The following is a 19,231-nucleotide window of genomic DNA, read 5'->3' as shown; positions in this document are numbered from 1 at the left end:
ATCTCGTTTTTTACTTGGAAAAATCTAGGAAATCATCGCTTTTTTCATAAAAAAATGGTATAATGAAGGGTATGAAATATCACGACTATATATGGGATTTAGGTGGTACCCTATTGGATAATTATGAGACTTCTACTGCAGCCTTTGTAGAAACCTTAGCCCAATATGGAATAGAGCAAGAACACGACCGTGTCTACGAAGCCTTGAAGGTTTCGACAGCTTTTGCCATCGAGAAGTTTGCACCAGATATCGAGGATTTTTTAGAGAACTACAAAGAAAATGAAGCGCGTGAGCTAGAACATCCAGTTTTGTTTGAGGGAATTCCAGAATTACTCAAAGACATTTCGGACAAGGGTGGTCGCCATTTCTTGGTTTCTCATCGAAATGACCAAGTGCTAGAACTTCTTGCTAAGACCCGGATAGCCAACTACTTCACCGAGGTGGTGACTGCTAGTTCTGGCTTTAAACGGAAACCAGATCCTGAGTCCATGATTTATTTACGTGATAAGTATCATATCTCATCAGGTTTGGTCATTGGTGACAGAAAGATTGACGTAGAAGCAGGTAAAGCTGCAGGCCTAGATGCCTATCTTTTTGACAATGTTGCAACACTGAGACCAGCAATAGACATGTAAGAAAAAGGAAAAAAATGACAGAAGAAATCAAAAACCAACAGGCACAGGATTATGATGCCAGTCAAATTCAAGTTTTAGAAGGTCTGGAAGCCGTTCGTATGCGTCCAGGTATGTATATTGGATCAACTTCAAAAGAAGGTCTTCACCACCTAGTCTGGGAAATTGTTGATAACTCTATTGACGAGGCCTTGGCTGGATTTGCGAGTCATATCCAAGTCTTTATCGAACCTGATGATTCCATTACCGTTGTGGATGACGGTCGTGGAATTCCTGTTGATATTCAAGAAAAGACGGGACGTCCTGCTGTTGAGACAGTCTTTACGGTTCTTCACGCTGGAGGAAAATTCGGCGGTGGCGGATATAAGGTATCAGGTGGACTCCACGGAGTAGGTTCATCAGTAGTAAACGCTCTTTCAACGCAACTAGATGTTCATGTTCACAAAAACGGCAAAATTCATTACCAAGAATACCGTCGTGGTCATGTTGTTGCTGATCTTGAGGTCGTTGGAGATACAGATAAAACAGGAACAACCGTTCATTTTACACCAGACCCAGAGATTTTTACAGAAACAACAACATTTGACTTTGAAAAATTAAACAAACGTGTTCAAGAATTAGCTTTTTTGAACCGAGGACTTCGAATTTCAATCACAGATAAGCGTGAAGGTCTCGAACAAACCAAGCATTACCATTATGAGGGTGGGATTGCTAGCTACGTTGAGTATATCAACGAAAATAAGGATGTTATCTTTGACAAACCAATCTATACAGATGGTGAAATGGATGACATTACTGTTGAAGTAGCCATGCAGTACACAACGGGTTACCACGAAAACGTCATGAGTTTCGCCAATAACATTCATACCCATGAAGGTGGAACACATGAGCAAGGTTTCCGTACGGCTCTGACTCGTGTTATCAATGATTATGCCCGCAAGAATAAATTGCTAAAAGACAATGAAGACAACCTGACAGGGGAAGATGTTCGTGAAGGTTTGACTGCTGTGATCTCTGTCAAGCATCCAAATCCGCAGTTTGAAGGACAAACCAAGACCAAATTGGGAAATAGCGAAGTGGTTAAGATTACCAACCGCCTCTTTAGCGATGCCTTTTCTGATTTCCTCATGGAGAATCCACAGATTGCCAAGCGCATCGTGGAAAAAGGGATTTTGGCTGCCAAGGCTCGTGTAGCTGCCAAGCGTGCGCGTGAAGTCACTCGCAAGAAATCTGGCTTGGAAATTTCTAATCTTCCAGGGAAATTAGCAGACTGCTCATCAAATAACCCTGCCGAAACCGAACTCTTTATCGTCGAAGGAGACTCAGCTGGTGGATCAGCCAAATCTGGTCGTAACCGTGAATTCCAAGCTATCTTGCCAATTCGTGGTAAGATCTTGAACGTTGAAAAAGCTAGCATGGACAAAATTCTTGCCAACGAAGAAATTCGAAGCCTTTTCACAGCCATGGGAACAGGATTTGGTGCAGAATTTGATGTCACTAAGGCTCGTTACCAAAAACTCGTTTTGATGACCGATGCCGATGTTGATGGAGCCCACATTCGAACCCTCTTACTGACTCTGATTTACCGCTATATGAAACCAATTCTAGAAGCTGGATATGTCTACATTGCCCAACCGCCGATCTATGGGGTTAAAGTTGGAAGTGAGATTAAAGAATACATCCAGCCAGGTGCGGATCAAGAAATTAAACTCCAAGAAGCCTTAGCACGTCATAGTGAAGGGCGTTCAAAACCAACCATCCAACGTTATAAAGGTTTAGGAGAAATGGATGACCACCAATTGTGGGAAACAACCATGGATCCAGAACATCGCTTGATGGCGCGTGTTTCGGTAGATGATGCTGCCGAAGCAGATAAGATCTTTGATATGTTGATGGGGGATCGAGTAGAACCTCGTCGCGAATTTATTGAAGAAAACGCTGTTTATAGTACACTTGACGTCTAAAAATTGTGGGAAATAGTTCCCTTGGTTTAAAAAATATGATATAATCATTACGATTGTTTCTAGTATAAAAGGAGTTTGATATGTCTAATGGACAACTAATTTATCTAATGGTTGCGATTGCAGTCATTTTGATCCTAGCTTATGTAGCAGTTATCTTTTTACGTAAGCGTAATGTAAGTCGATTAACGGCCCTTGAAGAAAGAAAAGAAGAACTCTACAACCTCCCAGTTAATGACGAGGTTGAAGCCGTTAAAAACATGCACTTGATTGGTCAAAGTCAGGTAACCTTCCGTGAATGGAATCAAAAATGGGTTGATTTATCACTTAACTCATTTGCTGATATTGAAAACCATCTCTTTGAAGCTGAAAGCTACAACAATTCTTTCCGTTTCTTTAAAGCAACACACAAAATTGATCAAATTGAGAGCCAAATCGACTTGATTGAAGAAGACATTGCAGCTATTCGCAATGCCCTCTCAGAACTTGAAAAACAAGAATCTAAAAACAGTGGTCGTGTTCTATATGCTTTGGACTTGTTTGAAACACTTCAGCACACTGTTGCAGAAAACTCAGAAAAATATGGAAAAGCCCTTCCTGAGATTGAGAAACAATTGGAAAATATTCAATCAGAATTCTCTCAATTTGTTACCTTGAACTCATCAGGTGACCCAGTTGAAGCTGCAGCAATCTTGGATGATACTGAAAATCATATTCTCGCTTTGACACACATCGTTGAGCGAATTCCAGCTCTTGTTGAAACCTTGACAAAAGAACTGCCAGAACAATTGGCAGATTTGGAAGAAGGCTATCGCAAGCTGTTGGATGCCAACTACCACTTTACAGAAACAGATATTGAGTCTCGTTTCCAACTTTTGCATGAATCTCTGAAAAATAATCAAGAAAATATTCGTCAGTTGGAATTGGACAATGCAGAGTATGAAAATAATCGCATCCAAGAAGAAATCAATGCGCTTTATGATATCTTCACTCGTGAAATTGCAGCTCAAAAAGTAGTTGAAAGTCTTCTTGCTACATTACCAACTTATCTCAACCACTTGAAAGAAAATAATCAGGTGCTTGTTCAAGACCTTGAACGCTTGACTAAAACCTACCTTCTTCCTGAAAGTGATGGAAATCATGTTCGTCGTCTTCAAGCAGAATTGGCTGCACTTGATACAGCAATCATGGAAGTGACAGAGGATCAAGGTGAGTCAACACAAGCCTACTCTGTTCTTGAAGAACAGTTGGAAATGCTTCAAAGCAACCTCAAGGATATTGAGGATGAGCAAATCTCTGTTAGCGAACGACTTGCGCAAATTGAAAAAGACGACCTCAATGCTCGCCAAAAAGCAAATGTCTATGTGAACCGTTTGCATACTATCAAACGTTACATGGAGAAGAGAAACTTGCCAGGTATTCCTCAAAGTTTCTTGAAACTTTTCTTTACTGCAAGTCATAACACAGAAGATCTGATGGCAGAGTTAGAACAACCACAAGTGAATATTGAATCGGTTAAACGAATTCTTGAAATTGCAACAAATGATATGGAAGCACTTGAAACAGAAACCTATGATATCGTTCAATATGCAACCTTGACTGAGCAACTCTTGCAATACTCAAACCGTTACCGTTCATTTGATGAGCGTATTCAAGATGCTTTTAACGAAGCGCTTGAAATTTTTGAAAAAGAGTTTGACTACCAAGCATCATTTGAAAAAATTTCACAAGCCTTGGAAGTTGCTGAACCAGGAGTTACAAACCGTTTTGTAACTTCATATGAGAAAACACGTGAAGCGATTCGTTTTTAAAAATAGAAGCTTAGAAGATTTCTAAGCTTTTTTATTTTCCTAAAAAAAGACAGAATCCCTGTTTATCATTGAAATAATAGCCCCGATTTGATATGATGGAAATATGAAAAAAAATAGAGCAAAACGTGTTTCTCACGATAAAACGAGAAGGCTATTGCTTTCCCTTGTTGGAATCTTAGGAGTTGCTACGATTCTATTAGGGAGTGCTATTGGTTATAAGCTACTACAAAAGCAATCTTACGAACAAAAAATTGAAGCGCTAAAAAGCGAAAAGGACCAACAATTCAACTCAGGTAGTCAGAAGGACCATTTCCGAAAAGGTCAAGCTGAGGTGATTGCCTACTACCCTCTGCAAGGAGAGGAAGTCATTGCGTCTGTTAGAGAAAAAATCAACCAGGATATCAAAGAAAAGCTGGAAGATAAAGAGGACTTGGTCTTTTATTATAGTGAGCAATTGGATCCCGTCTTAAAGGGAGTTGTTTCTCGTAATATCAGCAAGCAAGTCTACGATTTGTCTGCATCAAAGGTTGAAGAAAAAGAAAAGACGTCTTTAGGAAAAATTTTCTTGACAGAAGATGGAAAAACTTTTGATCTCAGTAGACTTTTCAAAGATGCTAGTAAGGCTAAGGAACTCTTACTGAGTCAAATCAAATCAACTCTAGAAGATAAGAAACTTGACCAGGCAAAAATTGATCAAGTTATAAAGAGCTTCACAGACCAAGGATTGACATCCTGGAGCTTTGATTATAAGGATAGTCAAATCATCCTTTATCCTGCTAATTCTGGAGAGACTGTTGAGGAAATTGCTTTACCAATATCCAGTTTCTTTGATGTCTTGGAGTCCTCTTATCTATTAGAAAAAGATGCTGAACTCTATCAAGCTTACTTTGCACAAAAAGACAAAAAAGTTGTGGCTTTGACCTTTGACGATGGTCCAAATCCGTCTACAACTACACAAGCTTTGGATACATTAGCTAAGTACAAAGTAAAGGCGACCTTCTTTGTACTTGGTAAAAACATCGCTGGCAATGAAGACATCCTTAAACGGATGAAGTCTGAAGGGCATGTGGTTGCCAACCACAGCTGGAGTCATCCTGTCCTTTCCCAACTATCTCTCGAAGATGCTAAAAAGCAAATCACGGATACAGAAGATTTGTTAACTCAGGTTTTAGGATCAAGCTCTAAACTGATGCGCCCACCTTATGGTGCCATCACTGATGATATTCGAAACGGCCTTGACTTAAGCTTCATCATGTGGGATGTGGATAGTTTGGACTGGAAAAGTAAAAATGAGACAGCCATTTTGACAGAGATACAGCGTCAGGTTCGTAATGGATCGATCGTTCTTATGCATGATATTCATGGTCCTTCTGTTAATTCCCTACCAAGCATCATTGAATATCTGAAAGAACAAGGTTATACATTTGTGACTGTTCCGGAAATGCTGAACTCTCGCTTGAAGGCTCACGAAATCTATTATTATCGTGATCAATAATCTTCAAAATCTAAAGAGACATGCCTCTGTTAATCTGGTTTTGTTTCTTTAGATTTTCTTCACATAGAAAGGAAAAACGATGAAATCTTACACCCTTAATAATGGAGTTTCAATTCCTGTACTAGGATTTGGAACATGGAAAGCTGAAAATGGAGAAGTAGCCTACCAAGCTGTTTTGGAAGCCTTGAAGGCTGGTTATCGTCATATCGATACTGCAGCTATCTACAAAAATGAGGAGAGTGTTGGTCGCGCTATTCGAGATAGCGGTATTCCTCGCCAAGAAATCTTTGTAACGACCAAACTCTGGAATACCAATCAAAGCTATGATGAAGCTCGCCGAGCATTTGAAGAATCAATGGAAAAACTGGGATTGGACTATCTAGATTTGTACCTGATCCATTGGCCAAATCCAAAACCACTAAGAGAAAATGACGAATGGAAAACTCGCAATGCTGAAGTCTGGAGAGCGATGGAGGACCTTTATAAAGAAGGCAAGATCCGTGCTATCGGCGTTAGTAATTTTCTTCCCCATCATTTGGATGCCTTGCTTGAGACAGCAAGAATTGTTCCTGCAGTCAATCAGGTTCGCTTGGCACCAGGAGTTTATCAAGAGGAAGTGGTTGACTACTGTAGAGAGAAAGGCATTCTTTTAGAGGCTTGGGGACCTTTTGGCCAAGGAGAGTTATTTGAAAAGAAAGAAGTCCAAGAAATTGCTGATAAGCATGGGAAATCAGTGGCTCAAATCGCCTTGGCTTGGAGCTTGGCAGAAGGATTTTTACCTCTACCTAAGTCAGTGACAGCCTCTCGCATCCAGAGCAATCTTGACTGTTTTGGGATTGAACTCAGCAAAGAAGAGCGAGAAGTCTTAAAGACCATTTCTGTGACTTCTGGCGCACCACGTGTGGATGAGATGGATTTTTAGAAAGTAAGAAAAAGAATTGTAAATTTCTTGCCTTTCTGATATAATATTCAACAGGAAAGAAAGTCTTATGGCGTTCTTCAAGCGAGCTTGGGACAGTGGGAGCCAAGTAGAACAAACTAAGAAACTGGCGCTTTCTGTCGTATTTTTAAAAACAATGAAGTAATAAATTAGGGTGGAACCGCGTTTCTGACGCCCCTAGGTCACAGACTTAGGAGCAAAGACACGGTTCTTTTTGTATCCAAAGTCTCAAGAATTAATAACAAGGAGTAAACAATGTCTAAAAAATTGACTTTCCACTGCGTCAGTGGCAGAGACCTCCTTACAATCGGACTGCCCCACGCTCAGCACTAGAGTGCCTGAGCTAGACGCAGTACTAACTCGTCTTGCCTCGTATAATCGACAAGGCAGACTCGTGTCGCAAAAAATCATTTTTTATTAAGGAGTATTCAATGTCTAAGAAATTAACATTTCAAGAAATTATTTTGACTTTGCAACAATTTTGGAATGACCAAGGTTGTATGCTTATGCAGGCTTATGATAATGAAAAAGGTGCGGGAACCATGAGTCCGTACACTTTCCTTCGTGCTATCGGGCCTGAGCCATGGAATGCGGCTTATGTAGAGCCATCACGTCGTCCTGCTGACGGTCGTTACGGGGAAAATCCTAACCGTCTTTACCAACACCACCAATTCCAAGTGGTTATGAAGCCATCTCCATCAAATATCCAGGAACTTTACCTTGAGTCTTTGGAAAAATTGGGTATCAATCCTTTGGAACACGATATTCGTTTCGTTGAGGATAACTGGGAAAATCCATCGACTGGATCTGCAGGTCTCGGTTGGGAAGTTTGGCTTGATGGTATGGAAATCACTCAGTTTACTTATTTCCAACAAGTCGGTGGATTGGCAACTGGCCCTGTGACTGCGGAAGTTACCTATGGTTTAGAACGCTTGGCTTCTTACATTCAAGAAGTTGATTCTGTTTATGATATCGAGTGGGCTGATGGTGTAAAATACGGAGAAATCTTTATCCAGCCTGAGTACGAGCACTCAAAATATTCGTTTGAAATTTCGGACCAAGAAATGTTGCTGGAAAACTTTGATAAGTTTGAAAAAGAAGCTGGTCGTGCCTTGGAAGAAGGCTTGGTTCACCCTGCCTATGACTATGTTCTCAAATGTTCACACACATTTAACCTACTTGATGCGCGTGGTGCCGTATCTGTAACTGAGCGCGCGGGCTATATCGCTCGTATCCGTAACTTGGCCCGTGTCGTAGCCAAAACCTTTGTCGCAGAACGCAAACGCCTAGGCTACCCACTTTTAGATAAAGAAACAAGAGCTAAACTCTTAGCAGAAGACGCAGAATAGTGAGTAATACTGTGCTCTAAAATCGTTAGAGGCAAGTCGAAGACTTGCTAGAGAGATATGCACCGCTGTACTGTTATGTGGGGATTTTTGAAACCTTAGGTTCAAAAATCAGTCAGCTAAATCCACTTTGATGAGACTGTTGGAAATCTTGATCAATTTTGCATTAGATTTCCATTCAGACTCACAAAGTTAGTTAGCGACGTCCCCAGTACCTAAGGTGCATATCAAAAAAGATTGAAGAAAATGTAAAGGAAAAAACATGACAAAAAACTTATTAGTAGAACTCGGTCTTGAAGAGTTACCAGCCTACGTAGTAACTCCAAGTGAAAAGCAACTAGGTGAAAAAATGGCAGCATTTCTCAAGGAAAACCGCATTTCCTTTGAAGCCATTCAAACCTTCTCAACACCACGTCGTTTGGCTGTTCGTGTGACTGGGCTTGCAGACAAGCAATCTGATTTGACAGAAGATTTCAAGGGTCCAGCAAAGAAAATTGCCTTGGATAGTGATGGAAACTTCACCAAAGCAGCTCAAGGATTTGTCCGTGGAAAAGGCTTGACAGTTGAAGACATCGAATTCCGTGAAATCAAGGGTGAAGAATATGTCTATGTTACCAAGGAAGAAGTGGGCCAACCAGTCGAAGCCATTGTTCCTGGTGTCGTGGATGTCTTGAAATCCCTAACTTTCCCAGTCAGCATGCACTGGGCTAACAATACTTTTGAATATATCCGCCCCGTACACACTTTAACTGTTCTTTTAGATGAAGAAGAATTTGATTTGAATTTTCTTGATATCAAGGGCGGTTGTGTAAGCCGTGGCCATCGTTTCTTGGGACAAGAAACTAAGATTCAGTCAGCACTGAGCTATGAAGAAGACCTTCGTAAGCAGTTTGTAATCGCGGATCCTCGTGAACGTGAGCAAATGATTGTTGACCAAATCAAAGAAATCGAGGCAAAACATGGTGTACGTATCGAAATTGATGCTGACTTGCTGAATGAAGTCTTGAATTTGGTTGAATACCCAACTGCCTTTATGGGAAGTTTTGATGCTAAATACCTTGAAGTTCCAGAAGAAGTTTTGGTGACTTCGATGAAGGAACACCAACGTTACTTCGTTGTTCGTAATCAAGACGGTAAACTCTTGCCAAACTTTATTTCTGTTCGTAACGGAAATGCAGAGAATTTGGAAAATGTCATCAAAGGAAATGAAAAAGTCTTGGTAGCCCGTTTGGAAGACGGAGAATTCTTCTGGCGTGAAGACCAAAAATTGGTTATTTCTGACCTTGTTGAAAAATTAAACAACGTCACCTTCCACGAAAAGATTGGTTCTCTTCGTGAACACATGATTCGTACAGGTCAGATTGCCATTCTCTTGGCAGAAAAAGCTGGCTTGTCAGTGGATGAAACAGTTGACCTTGCTCGTGCAGCAGCCATTTACAAGTTTGACTTGTTGACGGGGATGGTTGGTGAGTTTGATGAACTCCAAGGGATTATGGGTGAAAAATATGCCCTCCTTGCTGGGGAAACTCCAACAGTTGCAGCAGCTATTCGTGAACACTACATGCCGACAGCTGCCGAAGGCGAACTTCCAGAGAGCAAGGTTGGAGCTATTCTAGCCATTGCAGACAAATTGGATACGATTTTGAGTTTCTTCTCAGTAGGATTGATTCCATCAGGTTCTAATGACCCTTACGCTCTTCGTCGTGCAACGCAAGGTGTAGTTCGTATCTTGGATGCTTTTGGTTGGCACATTGCTATGGATGAGTTGATTGATAGTCTCTATGCTTTGAAATTCGACAGCTTGACGTATGAAAATAAAGCAGAGGTTATGGACTTTATCAAGGCTCGTGTTGATAAGATGATGGGTTCAACTCCAAAAGACATTAAGGAAGCAGTTCTTGCAAGTTCGAACTTTGTTGTGGAAGATATGCTAGAAGCAGCAAGTGCTCTTGTCGAAGCAAGCAAGAAAGAAGATTTCAAATCTTCGGTTGAATCCCTCTCCCGTGCCTTCAACTTGGCTGAAAAAGTCGAAGGAACTGATACTGTTGATCCTGCTCTCTTTGAGAATGAAGAAGAAAAAGCTTTGGCAGAAGCAGTAGAATCACTCGTTTTATCAGGAACTGCAAGCCAGCAATTAGAACAACTCTTTGCGCTTAGCTCAATTATTGATGCTTTCTTTGAAAATACCATGGTAATGGCTGAAGATCAGACTGTTCGACAAAATCGTTTGGCTATCTTGTCGCAATTAACCAAGAAAGCAGCTAAACTTGCACGTTTCAACCAAATTAATACTAAATAAACTCAGTCAAACGGACTGTATCTTATCACAAAGGAGAAAAAATGGATCCGAAAAAAATCGCTCGTATCAACGAGCTTGCTAAAAAGAAAAAAACAGAAGGTCTAACTTCTGCTGAAAAAGTGGAACAAGCTAAGCTTCGTGAGGAATACATCGAAGGCTATCGTCGTTCTGTTCGTCACCACATTGAAGGAATCAAAGTTGTGGACGAGGAAGGAAATGACGTTACACCAGAAAAACTACGCCAAGTACAACGTGAAAAAGGTTTACACGGCCGTAGTTTAGATGATCCTAACTCATAAAATGAAAGGGGTTTGTAGATGATTTACAAGCCCCTTTTCTTTTGCAATAAAAAAGGAGCCATTTGGCTCCTTTTTGGTTTCTTAGTTGCTTGCGCCAGATGTAGCGTCAGCGTCACCACCGTGGCCTCCAGCATCCCCTGAATCAGAAGCACCAGAAGTAGCATCAGCGTCTCCATGACCTCCAGCAGCAGGAGCGAAAGGTCCACTACCACCTACCAAACGTTGACCAGTTTCTTTTAGGTACCAGTCAAGCCATGGTTGGAAGTTAAAGACGATTTCATTGATACCAGCGTATGATCCATCAGGATAGTACATTGCTTGGTAGTTGTGTGTGTTGATGACACCTGCAGGAGAACCTGGAACGATCGTACGAACGTATTCTTGGTTTCCGTTGCGAAGTGTTCCGATAACCCACTCTACATTCTTCATGCGTGCTGGTGGAAGAGAACCATGCACAGTTGACATACGGCTACCTGATTGAGGTGGTACACGTTTAGCAAACATGGTGTCTGGATCTTGGTGAGCGTTGTTGTAGTATAGGAATTGGTTGTTGTCGTCAGCGTATGTCAATTCAAATGGCATAGCTTTCAAGAACATATCGATTTGGTTAACTGTAAGGATACCGTGGTCCAATTTGACATAGGTATCACCAGAAACAGCGCCCGTGATTGCTGCAACTTTTTCTACCCATTCTGGATCGTCAGGGTCAACTTCTGTAATGGTTGTAGCAATTGGTTTTCCACAATCCAAGTCTTCTGGTTCGATTGGTTTTGGTTTTTTCAATTTCGAAACGACTCCTACGTATTTAACAAAGTTATCTAAGCAAGTTTCAAGGAATTTAACAGTTCCTTCGTTGGTGATGTTTCCATTGTTATCAAAAGCTTCTTTGGCTTTACCAAGAAGGAATTCATTTCCTGGAAGTGTGTAGGCATTGACACCTGGAGCGTCAAGGATCTTACGAAGGTGAACTTGGGCACGTGAAGTTCCTTGGTCATAGTATGATGCACCCACAATCATAACAGGCTTGTTTTCAAATGGATGAACTTCGTATGAAAGCCATTCAAGTACAGATTTGAGTGAAGCTGAGATAGTGTGGTTGTGCTCAGGAGTGGTGATAATGACACCATCAGCACGTGTAATCTTGTTATACAAGAAACGCAATTGGAAGCTTTCGTCCCATTTTTCGTCTTGGTTAAACATTGGAACTTCATCAATTTCAAGAACTTCTAATTCAAATTTGAATTTGAAATTGCGACGGATAAATTCCAAGAGTTTGCGGTTATATGATTGATCGTAGTTTGATCCAACAAGTCCAACAAATTTCATTCTTTCGGTCTCCTATCTTACAAATTTTCCCAGTCAAATTCTTCAGCATCTTTGCGAAGCAATTCTTGTGCATTGCGCAATTTCTCAGTAATCTTCACAAAGATACGGAAGTCATCAAAGATGGCATCCAATTTCTTGATGACATCAAGGTCAACCAAGTCTCCACTTGGGTTAAATGCTTGAAGAGAGTGTGAGAGCAAGAATTCATCTGGTAGAACATTTGCCTTAATTTCAGGAGCGTTCAAGATTTGACGAAGTTGCAATTGAGCACGAGATGAACCAAGTGTACCATAGGAAGCACCAGTAATCATGATTGGTTTGTTCAAAAGTGGGTAGATACCGTAAGATAGCCAAGCAAGAGCGCTCATTAAAACGGCAGGGATAGAGTGGTCGTACTCAGGAGTACCGATAATCACACCATCAGCTTCTTCAATTTTAGCTGCAATTTCAAGAATTTCAGCAGGAAGAAGTTTATCTGCTGGTTTGTTGAAAACAGGAATGTCCTTGATTTCAACGAGTTCAATTTCAGCTTTATCAGCAAAGTGTTTTTGCATGTATTGGAGCAATTGGCGGTTTGTAGAACGTTTAGAGTTCGTTCCAACAATGGCAATAAGTTTTAGCATGAGATTTCCTTTCTCTTTTTACATAATACAAATTTAAAGGCCTGAAGAACATGTAAGGTTCCCCTCTTTGTCGATGAGAATGGCTTCGATACCATCTAAACCATCGACTTGCCAGAGGATAGAAGCGCTACGTTCTCCGAATAGGCGGGTTGTCCAAATCTCACCATCGACGGATTTATCTGAGATAATCGTTAGGCTAGCGAGATCGGTTTCGACAGGGAATCCTGTCTTACTATCAAAGATATGATGATAGTCTTCTCCGTCTATTGTCAGGTGCCGTTCATAGATACCAGAAGTGACGACGGATTTGTTAGAAACAGGAATGGTTAGGAGATGATTGCCACGAGGATTTCGTGGATCTTGAATACCGATTTGCCAGTCTTTCCCTTCTTTGGCTTGATTGTTCCCGATGGTGAGGATATTTCCTCCGAGATTGATCAAGGCAGAAGTGACTCCGTGTACTTTTAAATACTGAGCAACTTTATCTGCACTATAGCCTTTAGCTAAGCAACCTAAATCAAGCTTCATTCCCTTTTTCTCTAAAAATACAGTAGAGCTAGCGGGATCTAACTTGATAAAATGCGGGTCAACTAGAGGCAAGACAGCTTCGATTTCATTTAGCTCTGGGAGTCGAGCATCTGAAAAACCGATTCGCCAGGTTTGAATCAAGGGGCCAATACTGATGTTTAGATGGCTAGATGGAGCTAGACTGTGTTCTAACCCAAGAGCAATCAGTTCAAATAAGTCAGGATGGACCTTGACCGGAGCAATTCCAGCCTGGTGATTGATCTCCATCAATTCGGATTCTTGACTGTTGGCGTTGAAGCGGTACTCGAGCTCTCTGAGTAAATCAAAGGCTCCTTGAAGCAGGCAATCTGCCTGTTCATCTACTAATGAAATCGTGATAGTTGTTCCCATGAGTCGTTCAGAACGTGAACGAAGAGGCAAGCTACCAACTCCTTTCTTCTTCAGAGGAAATATTCAAGCTAGGTTAAATTTACGATAATTGAACCCCTTACATTTTATTCCCATGTTTCTAGCATAACATAAAGTCAGCGTTTTCACAAATAAATTTTAACAAAAAGTCAAGAAATATGCTCAAAAAATATAAAAAAGGATAGAAACTCAAAAAAATAATATAATAAAACTTAAAATTGCTTAAAATAAGAGAATTCTAAGCAAATACCTTGTAAACGCTAACAGTAAATGTTATACTAGAAAGGTAAATTTTAAATTAAAGGTAGGAAATTTTCTATGAGTAAAATCGTTGTAGTTGGTGCTAACCACGCTGGTACAGCATGTATCAATACTATGTTGGACAATTTTGGACATGAAAATGAAATCGTTGTATTTGACCAAAACTCAAATATTTCATTCCTTGGTTGTGGAATGGCGCTTTGGATCGGGGAACAAATTGATGGTCCAGAAGGTCTCTTCTACTCTGATAAAGAAAAATTGGAAGCTAAGGGTGCAAAAGTTTACATGAACTCACCTGTTCTTTCAATCGACTATGACAATAAAGTTGTGACAGCAGAAGTTGAAGGTCAAGAACATAAAGAGTCTTATGACAAATTGATCTTTGCGACTGGTTCAACTCCAATCTTGCCTCCAATCGAAGGTGTTGAAATCGTTAAGGGCAACCGCGAATTCAAAGCAACACTTGAAAATGTTCAATTTGTTAAGTTGTACCAAAACGCAGAAGAAGTTATCGAAAAACTTGCTGACAAGAGCAAACACCTTGAGCGCATCGCAGTTGTTGGTGGTGGTTATATCGGTGTTGAACTTGCTGAAGCTTTCGAACGTCTTGGAAAAGAAGTTGTTCTTGTTGATATCGTAGACACTGTTTTGAACGGCTACTACGACAAAGACTTCACTCAAATGATGGCGAAGAACTTGGAAGACAACAACATCCGCTTGGCACTTGGTCAAACAGTAAAAGCTATCCAAGGTGATGGTAAAGTTGAACGCTTGGTAACAGACAAAGAAACATTTGATGTGGATATGGTTGTTCTTGCAGTTGGTTTCCGTCCAAACACAGCTCTTGCTGATGGTAAGATTGAACTCTTCCGTAACGGTGCCTTCCTTGTAGACAAGAAACAAGAAACATCAATTCCAGGTGTTTATGCAGTAGGTGACTGTGCGACTGTTTATGACAACGCTCGTAAAGACACTAGCTACATCGCGCTTGCTTCAAACGCTGTTCGTACTGGTATCGTTGGTGCTTACAACGCTTGTGGACACGAACTTGAAGGAATCGGTGTACAAGGATCAAACGGTATCTCAATCTACGGTCTTCACATGGTTTCAACTGGTTTGACTCTTGAAAAAGCTAAAGCTGCTGGTTACAACGCAACTGAAACAGGCTTTAACGATCTTCAAAAACCAGAATTTATGAAGCACGACAACCATGAAGTTGCCATCAAGATTGTCTTTGATAAAGATAGCCGCGAAATTCTTGGCGCTCAAATGGTATCACGTGATTCAGCTATCAGTATGGGAATCCACATGTTCTCACTTGCTATCCAAGAGCATGTGACAATTGATAAGTTGGCTTTGACAGACCTATTCTTCTTGCCACACTTTAACAAACCTTACAACTACATCACAATGGCTGCACTTACAGCTGAAAAATAAGAATTGATGAACTATCTGGCCTTAACTGAAGGTCAGATAGTTTTTCTTGTTTCTGTCCCCATACAATCCAGCTTATTTCATCTTGTTCTTCTCCTATTTCTAGCTTAAAATAAAACTGTAGCTACTAATACAAGTGATGAGGGAGAAGAAATGACTGAAAATCGTTATGAACTAAATAAAAACTTGGCACAGATGCTCAAAGGTGGGGTTATCATGGACGTTCAGAACCCTGAACAGGCTCGTATTGCAGAGGCTGCTGGTGCGGCAGCTGTCATGGCCTTGGAGCGGATTCCAGCTGATATTCGTGCAGCTGGTGGGGTTTCCCGTATGAGTGATCCAAAGATGATTAAGGAGATCCAAGAAGCAGTGAGCATTCCAGTGATGGCCAAGGTTAGAATTGGACATTTTGTAGAAGCTCAGATTTTAGAGGCTATTGAGATTGACTATATCGATGAGAGTGAAGTGTTGTCTCCAGCTGACAACCGTTTCCATGTGGATAAGAAGGAATTCCAAGTTCCTTTTGTCTGCGGAGCTAAGGACTTGAGTGAAGCCTTGCGTCGTATCGCTGAAGGAGCTTCCATGATTCGGACAAAAGGAGAACCGGGTACAGGAGACATTGTTCAAGCCGTTCGTCATATGCGCATGATGAATCAAGAAATTCGCCGCATTCAAAATCTCCGTGAGGATGAACTTTATGTTGCTGCCAAGGACTTACAAGTCCCTGTTGAATTGGTTCAATATGTCCATGAACATGGAAAATTGCCGGTTGTAAACTTTGCAGCTGGAGGTGTTGCAACGCCAGCAGATGCGGCCTTGATGATGCAACTGGGGGCAGAAGGTGTTTTTGTTGGATCAGGTATTTTCAAATCAGGCGACCCTGTTAAACGAGCAAGTGCCATTGTCAAAGCCGTAACCAATTACCAAAACCCACAAATCTTAGCACAAATTTCAGAAGATCTTGGGGAAGCCATGGTTGGTATCAATGAGAATGAAATTCAAATTCTCATGGCTGAGCGAGGAAAATAGATGAAAATCGGAATACTAGCCTTGCAAGGCGCCTTTGCAGAGCATGCAAAGGTGTTAGATAAATTAGGAGTCACTGGTGTCGAAATCAGAAATTTAGATGATTTTCAGAAATATCAGAGTGACTTGTCCGGTTTGATTTTGCCTGGCGGTGAGTCTACAACCATGGGCAAGCTCTTGCGTGACCAGCAGATGCTGCTTCCCATCCGAGAAGCCATTCTTTCTGGACTACCAGTCTTTGGAACTTGTGCGGGATTAATCTTACTAGCTAAGGAAATCACTTCTCAGGAAGAAAGTCATCTTGGAACTATGGATATAGTGGTTGAGCGCAATGCCTATGGCCGTCAACTAGGAAGTTTTTATACAGAGGCAGAATGTAAGGGAGTTGGCAAGATTCCAATGACCTTTATCCGCGGACCAATTATCAGTAGTCTTGGAGAGGGTGTTGAAATCCTAGCAACCCTAGACGACCAAATCGTTGCAGCTCAAGAAAAAAATATGCTGGTGACCTCTTTTCATCCAGAGTTAACAGATGATGTAAGCTTGCACCAGTATTTTATTAATATCTGTGAAGAAAAAAGTTGAGAAAAGATTCTCAACTTTTTTACATGTAATAAACAATCGCGATATATTGGAGTGCAGATGCTGCTAGGATAAAGAGATGCCAAATCATGTGGAAATAAGGTTTTTTCTTAGCGTAAAATCCAGCTCCAACTGTATAACAGAGTCCGCCAGTTACCATGAGACTCCAAAAGATGGGCGTTGTTTGACTGATAATGGCAGGAATGATAGCTAGGACCAACCAGCCCATAATCAGGTAAAGGGCAAGGCTGAATTTCTCATTAACCTTTTTAGCAAAGATTTTATAGAGGATGCCGAAAATGGTTGTTCCCCACTGAATGGCAATGATCAGATAGCCAAACCAGTTATTCATCAAGGTCAAGACGACAGGCGTGTAAGAGCCTGCGATAGCCACGTAAATCATAGAATGGTCGATGATTCGCAAGACGTATTTGTGGGTCGAACCATAGGCCATAGAGTGGTAAATGGTTGACGAAAGGAACATGAGAAAGAGACTGATAACAAAGATAGAAACACCAAAAGATGATAAAAACCCATGTACTTCGTAACTATAGGTGGATGAAATGGGGAGTAAGATGAGCATAATAACCGCACCCACAGCATGGGTCACGCTATTAGCAATTTCCTCTCCAAAACTGAGTTTTTTACTGAGCTTTAGGCTGGTGTTCATTGGATTTCCTCCTCTTCTTTGCTAAGGATTAAGTCTAGAGTTTGATGATAGAGTTTAACCGTTTGACAGCTGGTTTGGATAATAGGATTTTCTGGATCAATCCCATGGTTCATGTAGTCCACAAAAGCGTCGTAGAGCTGGTCTGAGCTTGCTTGAGTTTGTAGACTATTCAGTGTCTGAGCGATTTCTTGGATCGAAAAGACAGACTTGAGAGTAGTGATGGCAATCAAACGGGCAATCTGTTTGCGTTGGTATTTTTTCTTGTCAGGCTTTGTCAGGTAACCGTGTTTGACATAGTTATTGACCATGGATGCTGTTAGCCCCTTGTCTTTATCTGGAGAGATAGGAGCACAGACTTGATTGACATAAAGTAAAACCTGATCCAGATAGAGGTCAATGTTTGGAATGTCTTCCCATTTTGGGTAGGAAAAGATAGAATTCATTTCCAACTCCTTTATATCTAGTTTTAATAACTAGATTATAAAATAATAACAAACAAAAGTCAAGTTTCAACTGCTTGTAGAAAGCTTTAAATTATGCTATGATGAGAGAAAATAGTTAGAAATGAGGGGAAGAGATGGAGATTCGTTTAGCTTTTCCAAACGAAGTAGATGCGATTATGCAGGTGATGGAGGATGCCAAAAAGTGTTTAGCCAAGTCTGGTAGTGACCAGTGGCAAAATGACTATCCAAATGCCGACATCATTATTGATGATATCATCTCTGGTCAAGCCTATGTGGCCTTGGAAGAGGGAGAACTGTTAGCCTATGCTGCTGTGACCAAGAGCCCAGAGGAAGCCTATGAAGCCATTTATGAAGGAAGTTGGCATGGGGAAGAATCAGAATATCTGGTCTTTCACCGTATCGCTGTGGCAGCAGATGTCCAAGGGCAGGGAGTTGCTCAGACTTTCCTAGAAGGCTTGATTGAAGGATTTGATTACCTAGATTTTCGTTCAGATACGCATGTAGAAAACAAGGCCATGCAGCATATCTTTGAAAAGCTTGGATTTAGTCAGGTCGGTAAGGTTCCAGTTGATGGAGAACGCTTGGCCTATCAGAAATTAAAAAAATGACGCAGAAAAAGTATTCAAAAATGCTCTACTTATCGCCAATTGGAACCTTGTCCTTAGTTGCTGATGAGCAATATTTGTTTGGGATTTGGGTGCAGGACCAAACTCATTTTGAGAGGGGATTAGGGGATGAAACGATAGAAGAAGTTGGTAGCCATCCTGTATTAGAGCAAGTTATTTCCTATTTAGATACCTATTTCGAAGGCAGTGTTCAGGATCTATCTGACTTACCTTTGGCTCCCATTGGAACGGATTTTGAAAAGCGGGTATGGACCTACTTGCAAGGCATTCCTTATGGTCAAACAGTGACTTACGGTCAAATAGCTCAAGACTTGCAGGTGAATTCTGCCCAAGCTATTGGCGGAGCAGTGGGGCGTAATCCCTGGTCCATCCTCGTCCCCTGTCATCGAGTGCTGGGTGCAGGCAATCGTCTGACAGGCTATGCTTCTGGAGTCGAAAAGAAAGCCTGGCTCTTGCAGCATGAAGGTGCAGCATTTCAAGAAAATAAAAAATAGAAAGAA

18 protein-coding genes are annotated in these 19,231 nt (G+C 41.1%); 13 read left to right on the top strand and 5 right to left on the bottom strand.

The window, feature by feature from the left end:
* The first annotated feature begins 71 nt into the window (after positions 1-71).
* From MK409_RS04205 to MK409_RS04170, 8 genes are all read left to right on the top strand, one after another.
* Positions 72-635 carry an HAD-IA family hydrolase gene (locus tag MK409_RS04205; protein WP_326845908.1) on the top strand — a complete coding sequence of 188 codons (564 nt, stop codon included), beginning with the start codon at positions 72-74 and terminating at the stop codon, positions 633-635.
* 14 nt (positions 636-649) lie between these two features.
* Positions 650-2,596 (top strand): DNA topoisomerase (ATP-hydrolyzing) subunit B, encoded by a 1,947-nt coding sequence (gyrB, locus tag MK409_RS04200; RefSeq protein ID WP_070656993.1) that lies wholly within the window; start codon positions 650-652, stop codon positions 2,594-2,596.
* Between the two features lie 80 nt (positions 2,597-2,676).
* Positions 2,677-4,404, top strand: a complete 1,728-nt coding sequence (gene ezrA, locus MK409_RS04195) for a septation ring formation regulator EzrA (RefSeq protein ID WP_268705441.1) — start codon at positions 2,677-2,679, stop codon at positions 4,402-4,404.
* A gap of 103 nt (positions 4,405-4,507) precedes the next feature.
* Positions 4,508-5,899 (top strand): peptidoglycan-N-acetylglucosamine deacetylase PgdA, encoded by a 1,392-nt coding sequence (gene pgdA / locus MK409_RS04190; protein WP_268705440.1) that lies wholly within the window; start codon positions 4,508-4,510, stop codon positions 5,897-5,899.
* A 79-nt stretch (positions 5,900-5,978) separates the two neighbouring features.
* Positions 5,979-6,821, top strand: a complete 843-nt coding sequence (locus MK409_RS04185) for an aldo/keto reductase (RefSeq protein ID WP_268705439.1) — start codon at positions 5,979-5,981, stop codon at positions 6,819-6,821.
* 449 nt (positions 6,822-7,270) lie between these two features.
* Complete coding sequence (glyQ, locus tag MK409_RS04180; protein ID WP_206283500.1) at positions 7,271-8,188, top strand: glycine--tRNA ligase subunit alpha; 918 nt, start codon at positions 7,271-7,273, stop codon at positions 8,186-8,188.
* A gap of 259 nt (positions 8,189-8,447) precedes the next feature.
* Entirely contained in the window at positions 8,448-10,484 is a 2,037-nt protein-coding gene (gene glyS / locus MK409_RS04175; protein WP_268705438.1) for a glycine--tRNA ligase subunit beta, read from the top strand.
* A 41-nt stretch (positions 10,485-10,525) separates the two neighbouring features.
* Positions 10,526-10,783 carry a DUF896 family protein gene (locus MK409_RS04170; RefSeq protein WP_049478328.1) on the top strand — a complete coding sequence of 86 codons (258 nt, stop codon included), beginning with the start codon at positions 10,526-10,528 and terminating at the stop codon, positions 10,781-10,783.
* Positions 10,784-10,864: 81 nt separating this feature from the next.
* On the opposite strand, the gene MK409_RS04165 is transcribed toward MK409_RS04170, so the two are convergent.
* The 3 genes from MK409_RS04165 to MK409_RS04155 are packed head-to-tail and all read right to left on the bottom strand — an operon-like array spanning position 10,865 to position 13,680.
* A complete protein-coding gene (locus MK409_RS04165; protein WP_268705437.1) occupies positions 10,865-12,109 on the bottom strand; it encodes an NAD(P)H-dependent oxidoreductase in 1,245 nt (414 codons plus the stop codon).
* A 17-nt stretch (positions 12,110-12,126) separates the two neighbouring features.
* Positions 12,127-12,732 carry an NADPH-dependent FMN reductase gene (locus tag MK409_RS04160; RefSeq protein WP_000915930.1) on the bottom strand — a complete coding sequence of 202 codons (606 nt, stop codon included), beginning with the start codon at positions 12,730-12,732 and terminating at the stop codon, positions 12,127-12,129.
* 33 nt (positions 12,733-12,765) lie between these two features.
* The gene (locus tag MK409_RS04155; protein WP_268705436.1) at positions 12,766-13,680 is read right to left on the bottom strand and encodes an FAD:protein FMN transferase; all 915 of its coding nucleotides are present in this window, start codon (positions 13,678-13,680) and stop codon (positions 12,766-12,768) included.
* Positions 13,681-13,986: 306 nt separating this feature from the next.
* Here MK409_RS04155 and nox point away from each other — a divergent pair, with 306 nt between their 5' ends.
* From nox to pdxT, 3 genes are all read left to right on the top strand, one after another.
* The gene (gene nox / locus MK409_RS04150) at positions 13,987-15,366 is read left to right on the top strand and encodes a H2O-forming NADH oxidase (protein WP_138100027.1); all 1,380 of its coding nucleotides are present in this window, start codon (positions 13,987-13,989) and stop codon (positions 15,364-15,366) included.
* A gap of 150 nt (positions 15,367-15,516) precedes the next feature.
* Positions 15,517-16,392 carry a pyridoxal 5'-phosphate synthase lyase subunit PdxS gene (pdxS, locus tag MK409_RS04145; protein ID WP_268705435.1) on the top strand — a complete coding sequence of 292 codons (876 nt, stop codon included), beginning with the start codon at positions 15,517-15,519 and terminating at the stop codon, positions 16,390-16,392.
* Entirely contained in the window at positions 16,393-16,974 is a 582-nt protein-coding gene (pdxT, locus tag MK409_RS04140) for a pyridoxal 5'-phosphate synthase glutaminase subunit PdxT (RefSeq protein ID WP_268705434.1), read from the top strand.
* A 19-nt stretch (positions 16,975-16,993) separates the two neighbouring features.
* Here pdxT and trhA read toward each other — a convergent pair whose 3' ends face one another.
* Positions 16,994-17,641: a PAQR family membrane homeostasis protein TrhA gene (gene trhA, locus MK409_RS04135; RefSeq protein ID WP_001097976.1), complete on the bottom strand. Its 648-nt coding sequence runs from the start codon at positions 17,639-17,641 to the stop codon at positions 16,994-16,996.
* Entirely contained in the window at positions 17,638-18,084 is a 447-nt protein-coding gene (locus MK409_RS04130) for a DUF1836 domain-containing protein (RefSeq protein WP_268705433.1), read from the bottom strand. The genes trhA and MK409_RS04130 overlap by 4 nt, the downstream gene beginning before the upstream one ends.
* A gap of 134 nt (positions 18,085-18,218) precedes the next feature.
* Between MK409_RS04130 and MK409_RS04125 the strand changes: the two genes are divergently transcribed.
* Positions 18,219-18,713, top strand: a complete 495-nt coding sequence (locus tag MK409_RS04125; protein WP_268705432.1) for a GNAT family N-acetyltransferase — start codon at positions 18,219-18,221, stop codon at positions 18,711-18,713.
* Complete coding sequence (locus MK409_RS04120; protein ID WP_268705431.1) at positions 18,710-19,225, top strand: methylated-DNA--[protein]-cysteine S-methyltransferase; 516 nt, start codon at positions 18,710-18,712, stop codon at positions 19,223-19,225. The genes MK409_RS04125 and MK409_RS04120 overlap by 4 nt, the downstream gene beginning before the upstream one ends.
* Positions 19,226-19,231 lie beyond the last annotated feature (6 nt).

It is taken from the genome of Streptococcus oralis (assembly GCF_026782375.1).
GTDB lineage: Bacteria > Bacillota > Bacilli > Lactobacillales > Streptococcaceae > Streptococcus > Streptococcus oralis_CL.
This window is presented reverse-complemented; position numbering and strand designations above follow the sequence as displayed.

Bases quoted from the DNA above. Each gene is read 5' to 3' on its own strand.
- MK409_RS04205 (WP_326845908.1), top strand. From the start codon at position 72: ATGAAATATCACGACTATATATGGGATTTAGGTGGTACCCTATTGGAT.
- gyrB (WP_070656993.1), top strand. From the start codon at position 650: ATGACAGAAGAAATCAAAAACCAACAGGCACAGGATTATGATGCCAGT.
- ezrA (WP_268705441.1), top strand. From the start codon at position 2,677: ATGTCTAATGGACAACTAATTTATCTAATGGTTGCGATTGCAGTCATT.
- pgdA (WP_268705440.1), top strand. From the start codon at position 4,508: ATGAAAAAAAATAGAGCAAAACGTGTTTCTCACGATAAAACGAGAAGG.
- MK409_RS04185 (WP_268705439.1), top strand. From the start codon at position 5,979: ATGAAATCTTACACCCTTAATAATGGAGTTTCAATTCCTGTACTAGGA.
- glyQ (WP_206283500.1), top strand. From the start codon at position 7,271: ATGTCTAAGAAATTAACATTTCAAGAAATTATTTTGACTTTGCAACAA.
- glyS (WP_268705438.1), top strand. From the start codon at position 8,448: ATGACAAAAAACTTATTAGTAGAACTCGGTCTTGAAGAGTTACCAGCC.
- MK409_RS04170 (WP_049478328.1), top strand. From the start codon at position 10,526: ATGGATCCGAAAAAAATCGCTCGTATCAACGAGCTTGCTAAAAAGAAA.
- MK409_RS04165 (WP_268705437.1), bottom strand. From the start codon at position 12,109: ATGAAATTTGTTGGACTTGTTGGATCAAACTACGATCAATCATATAAC.
- MK409_RS04160 (WP_000915930.1), bottom strand. From the start codon at position 12,732: ATGCTAAAACTTATTGCCATTGTTGGAACGAACTCTAAACGTTCTACA.
- nox (WP_138100027.1), top strand. From the start codon at position 13,987: ATGAGTAAAATCGTTGTAGTTGGTGCTAACCACGCTGGTACAGCATGT.
- pdxS (WP_268705435.1), top strand. From the start codon at position 15,517: ATGACTGAAAATCGTTATGAACTAAATAAAAACTTGGCACAGATGCTC.
- pdxT (WP_268705434.1), top strand. From the start codon at position 16,393: ATGAAAATCGGAATACTAGCCTTGCAAGGCGCCTTTGCAGAGCATGCA.
- trhA (WP_001097976.1), bottom strand. From the start codon at position 17,641: ATGAACACCAGCCTAAAGCTCAGTAAAAAACTCAGTTTTGGAGAGGAA.
- MK409_RS04130 (WP_268705433.1), bottom strand. From the start codon at position 18,084: ATGAATTCTATCTTTTCCTACCCAAAATGGGAAGACATTCCAAACATT.
- MK409_RS04125 (WP_268705432.1), top strand. From the start codon at position 18,219: ATGGAGATTCGTTTAGCTTTTCCAAACGAAGTAGATGCGATTATGCAG.
- MK409_RS04120 (WP_268705431.1), top strand. From the start codon at position 18,710: ATGACGCAGAAAAAGTATTCAAAAATGCTCTACTTATCGCCAATTGGA.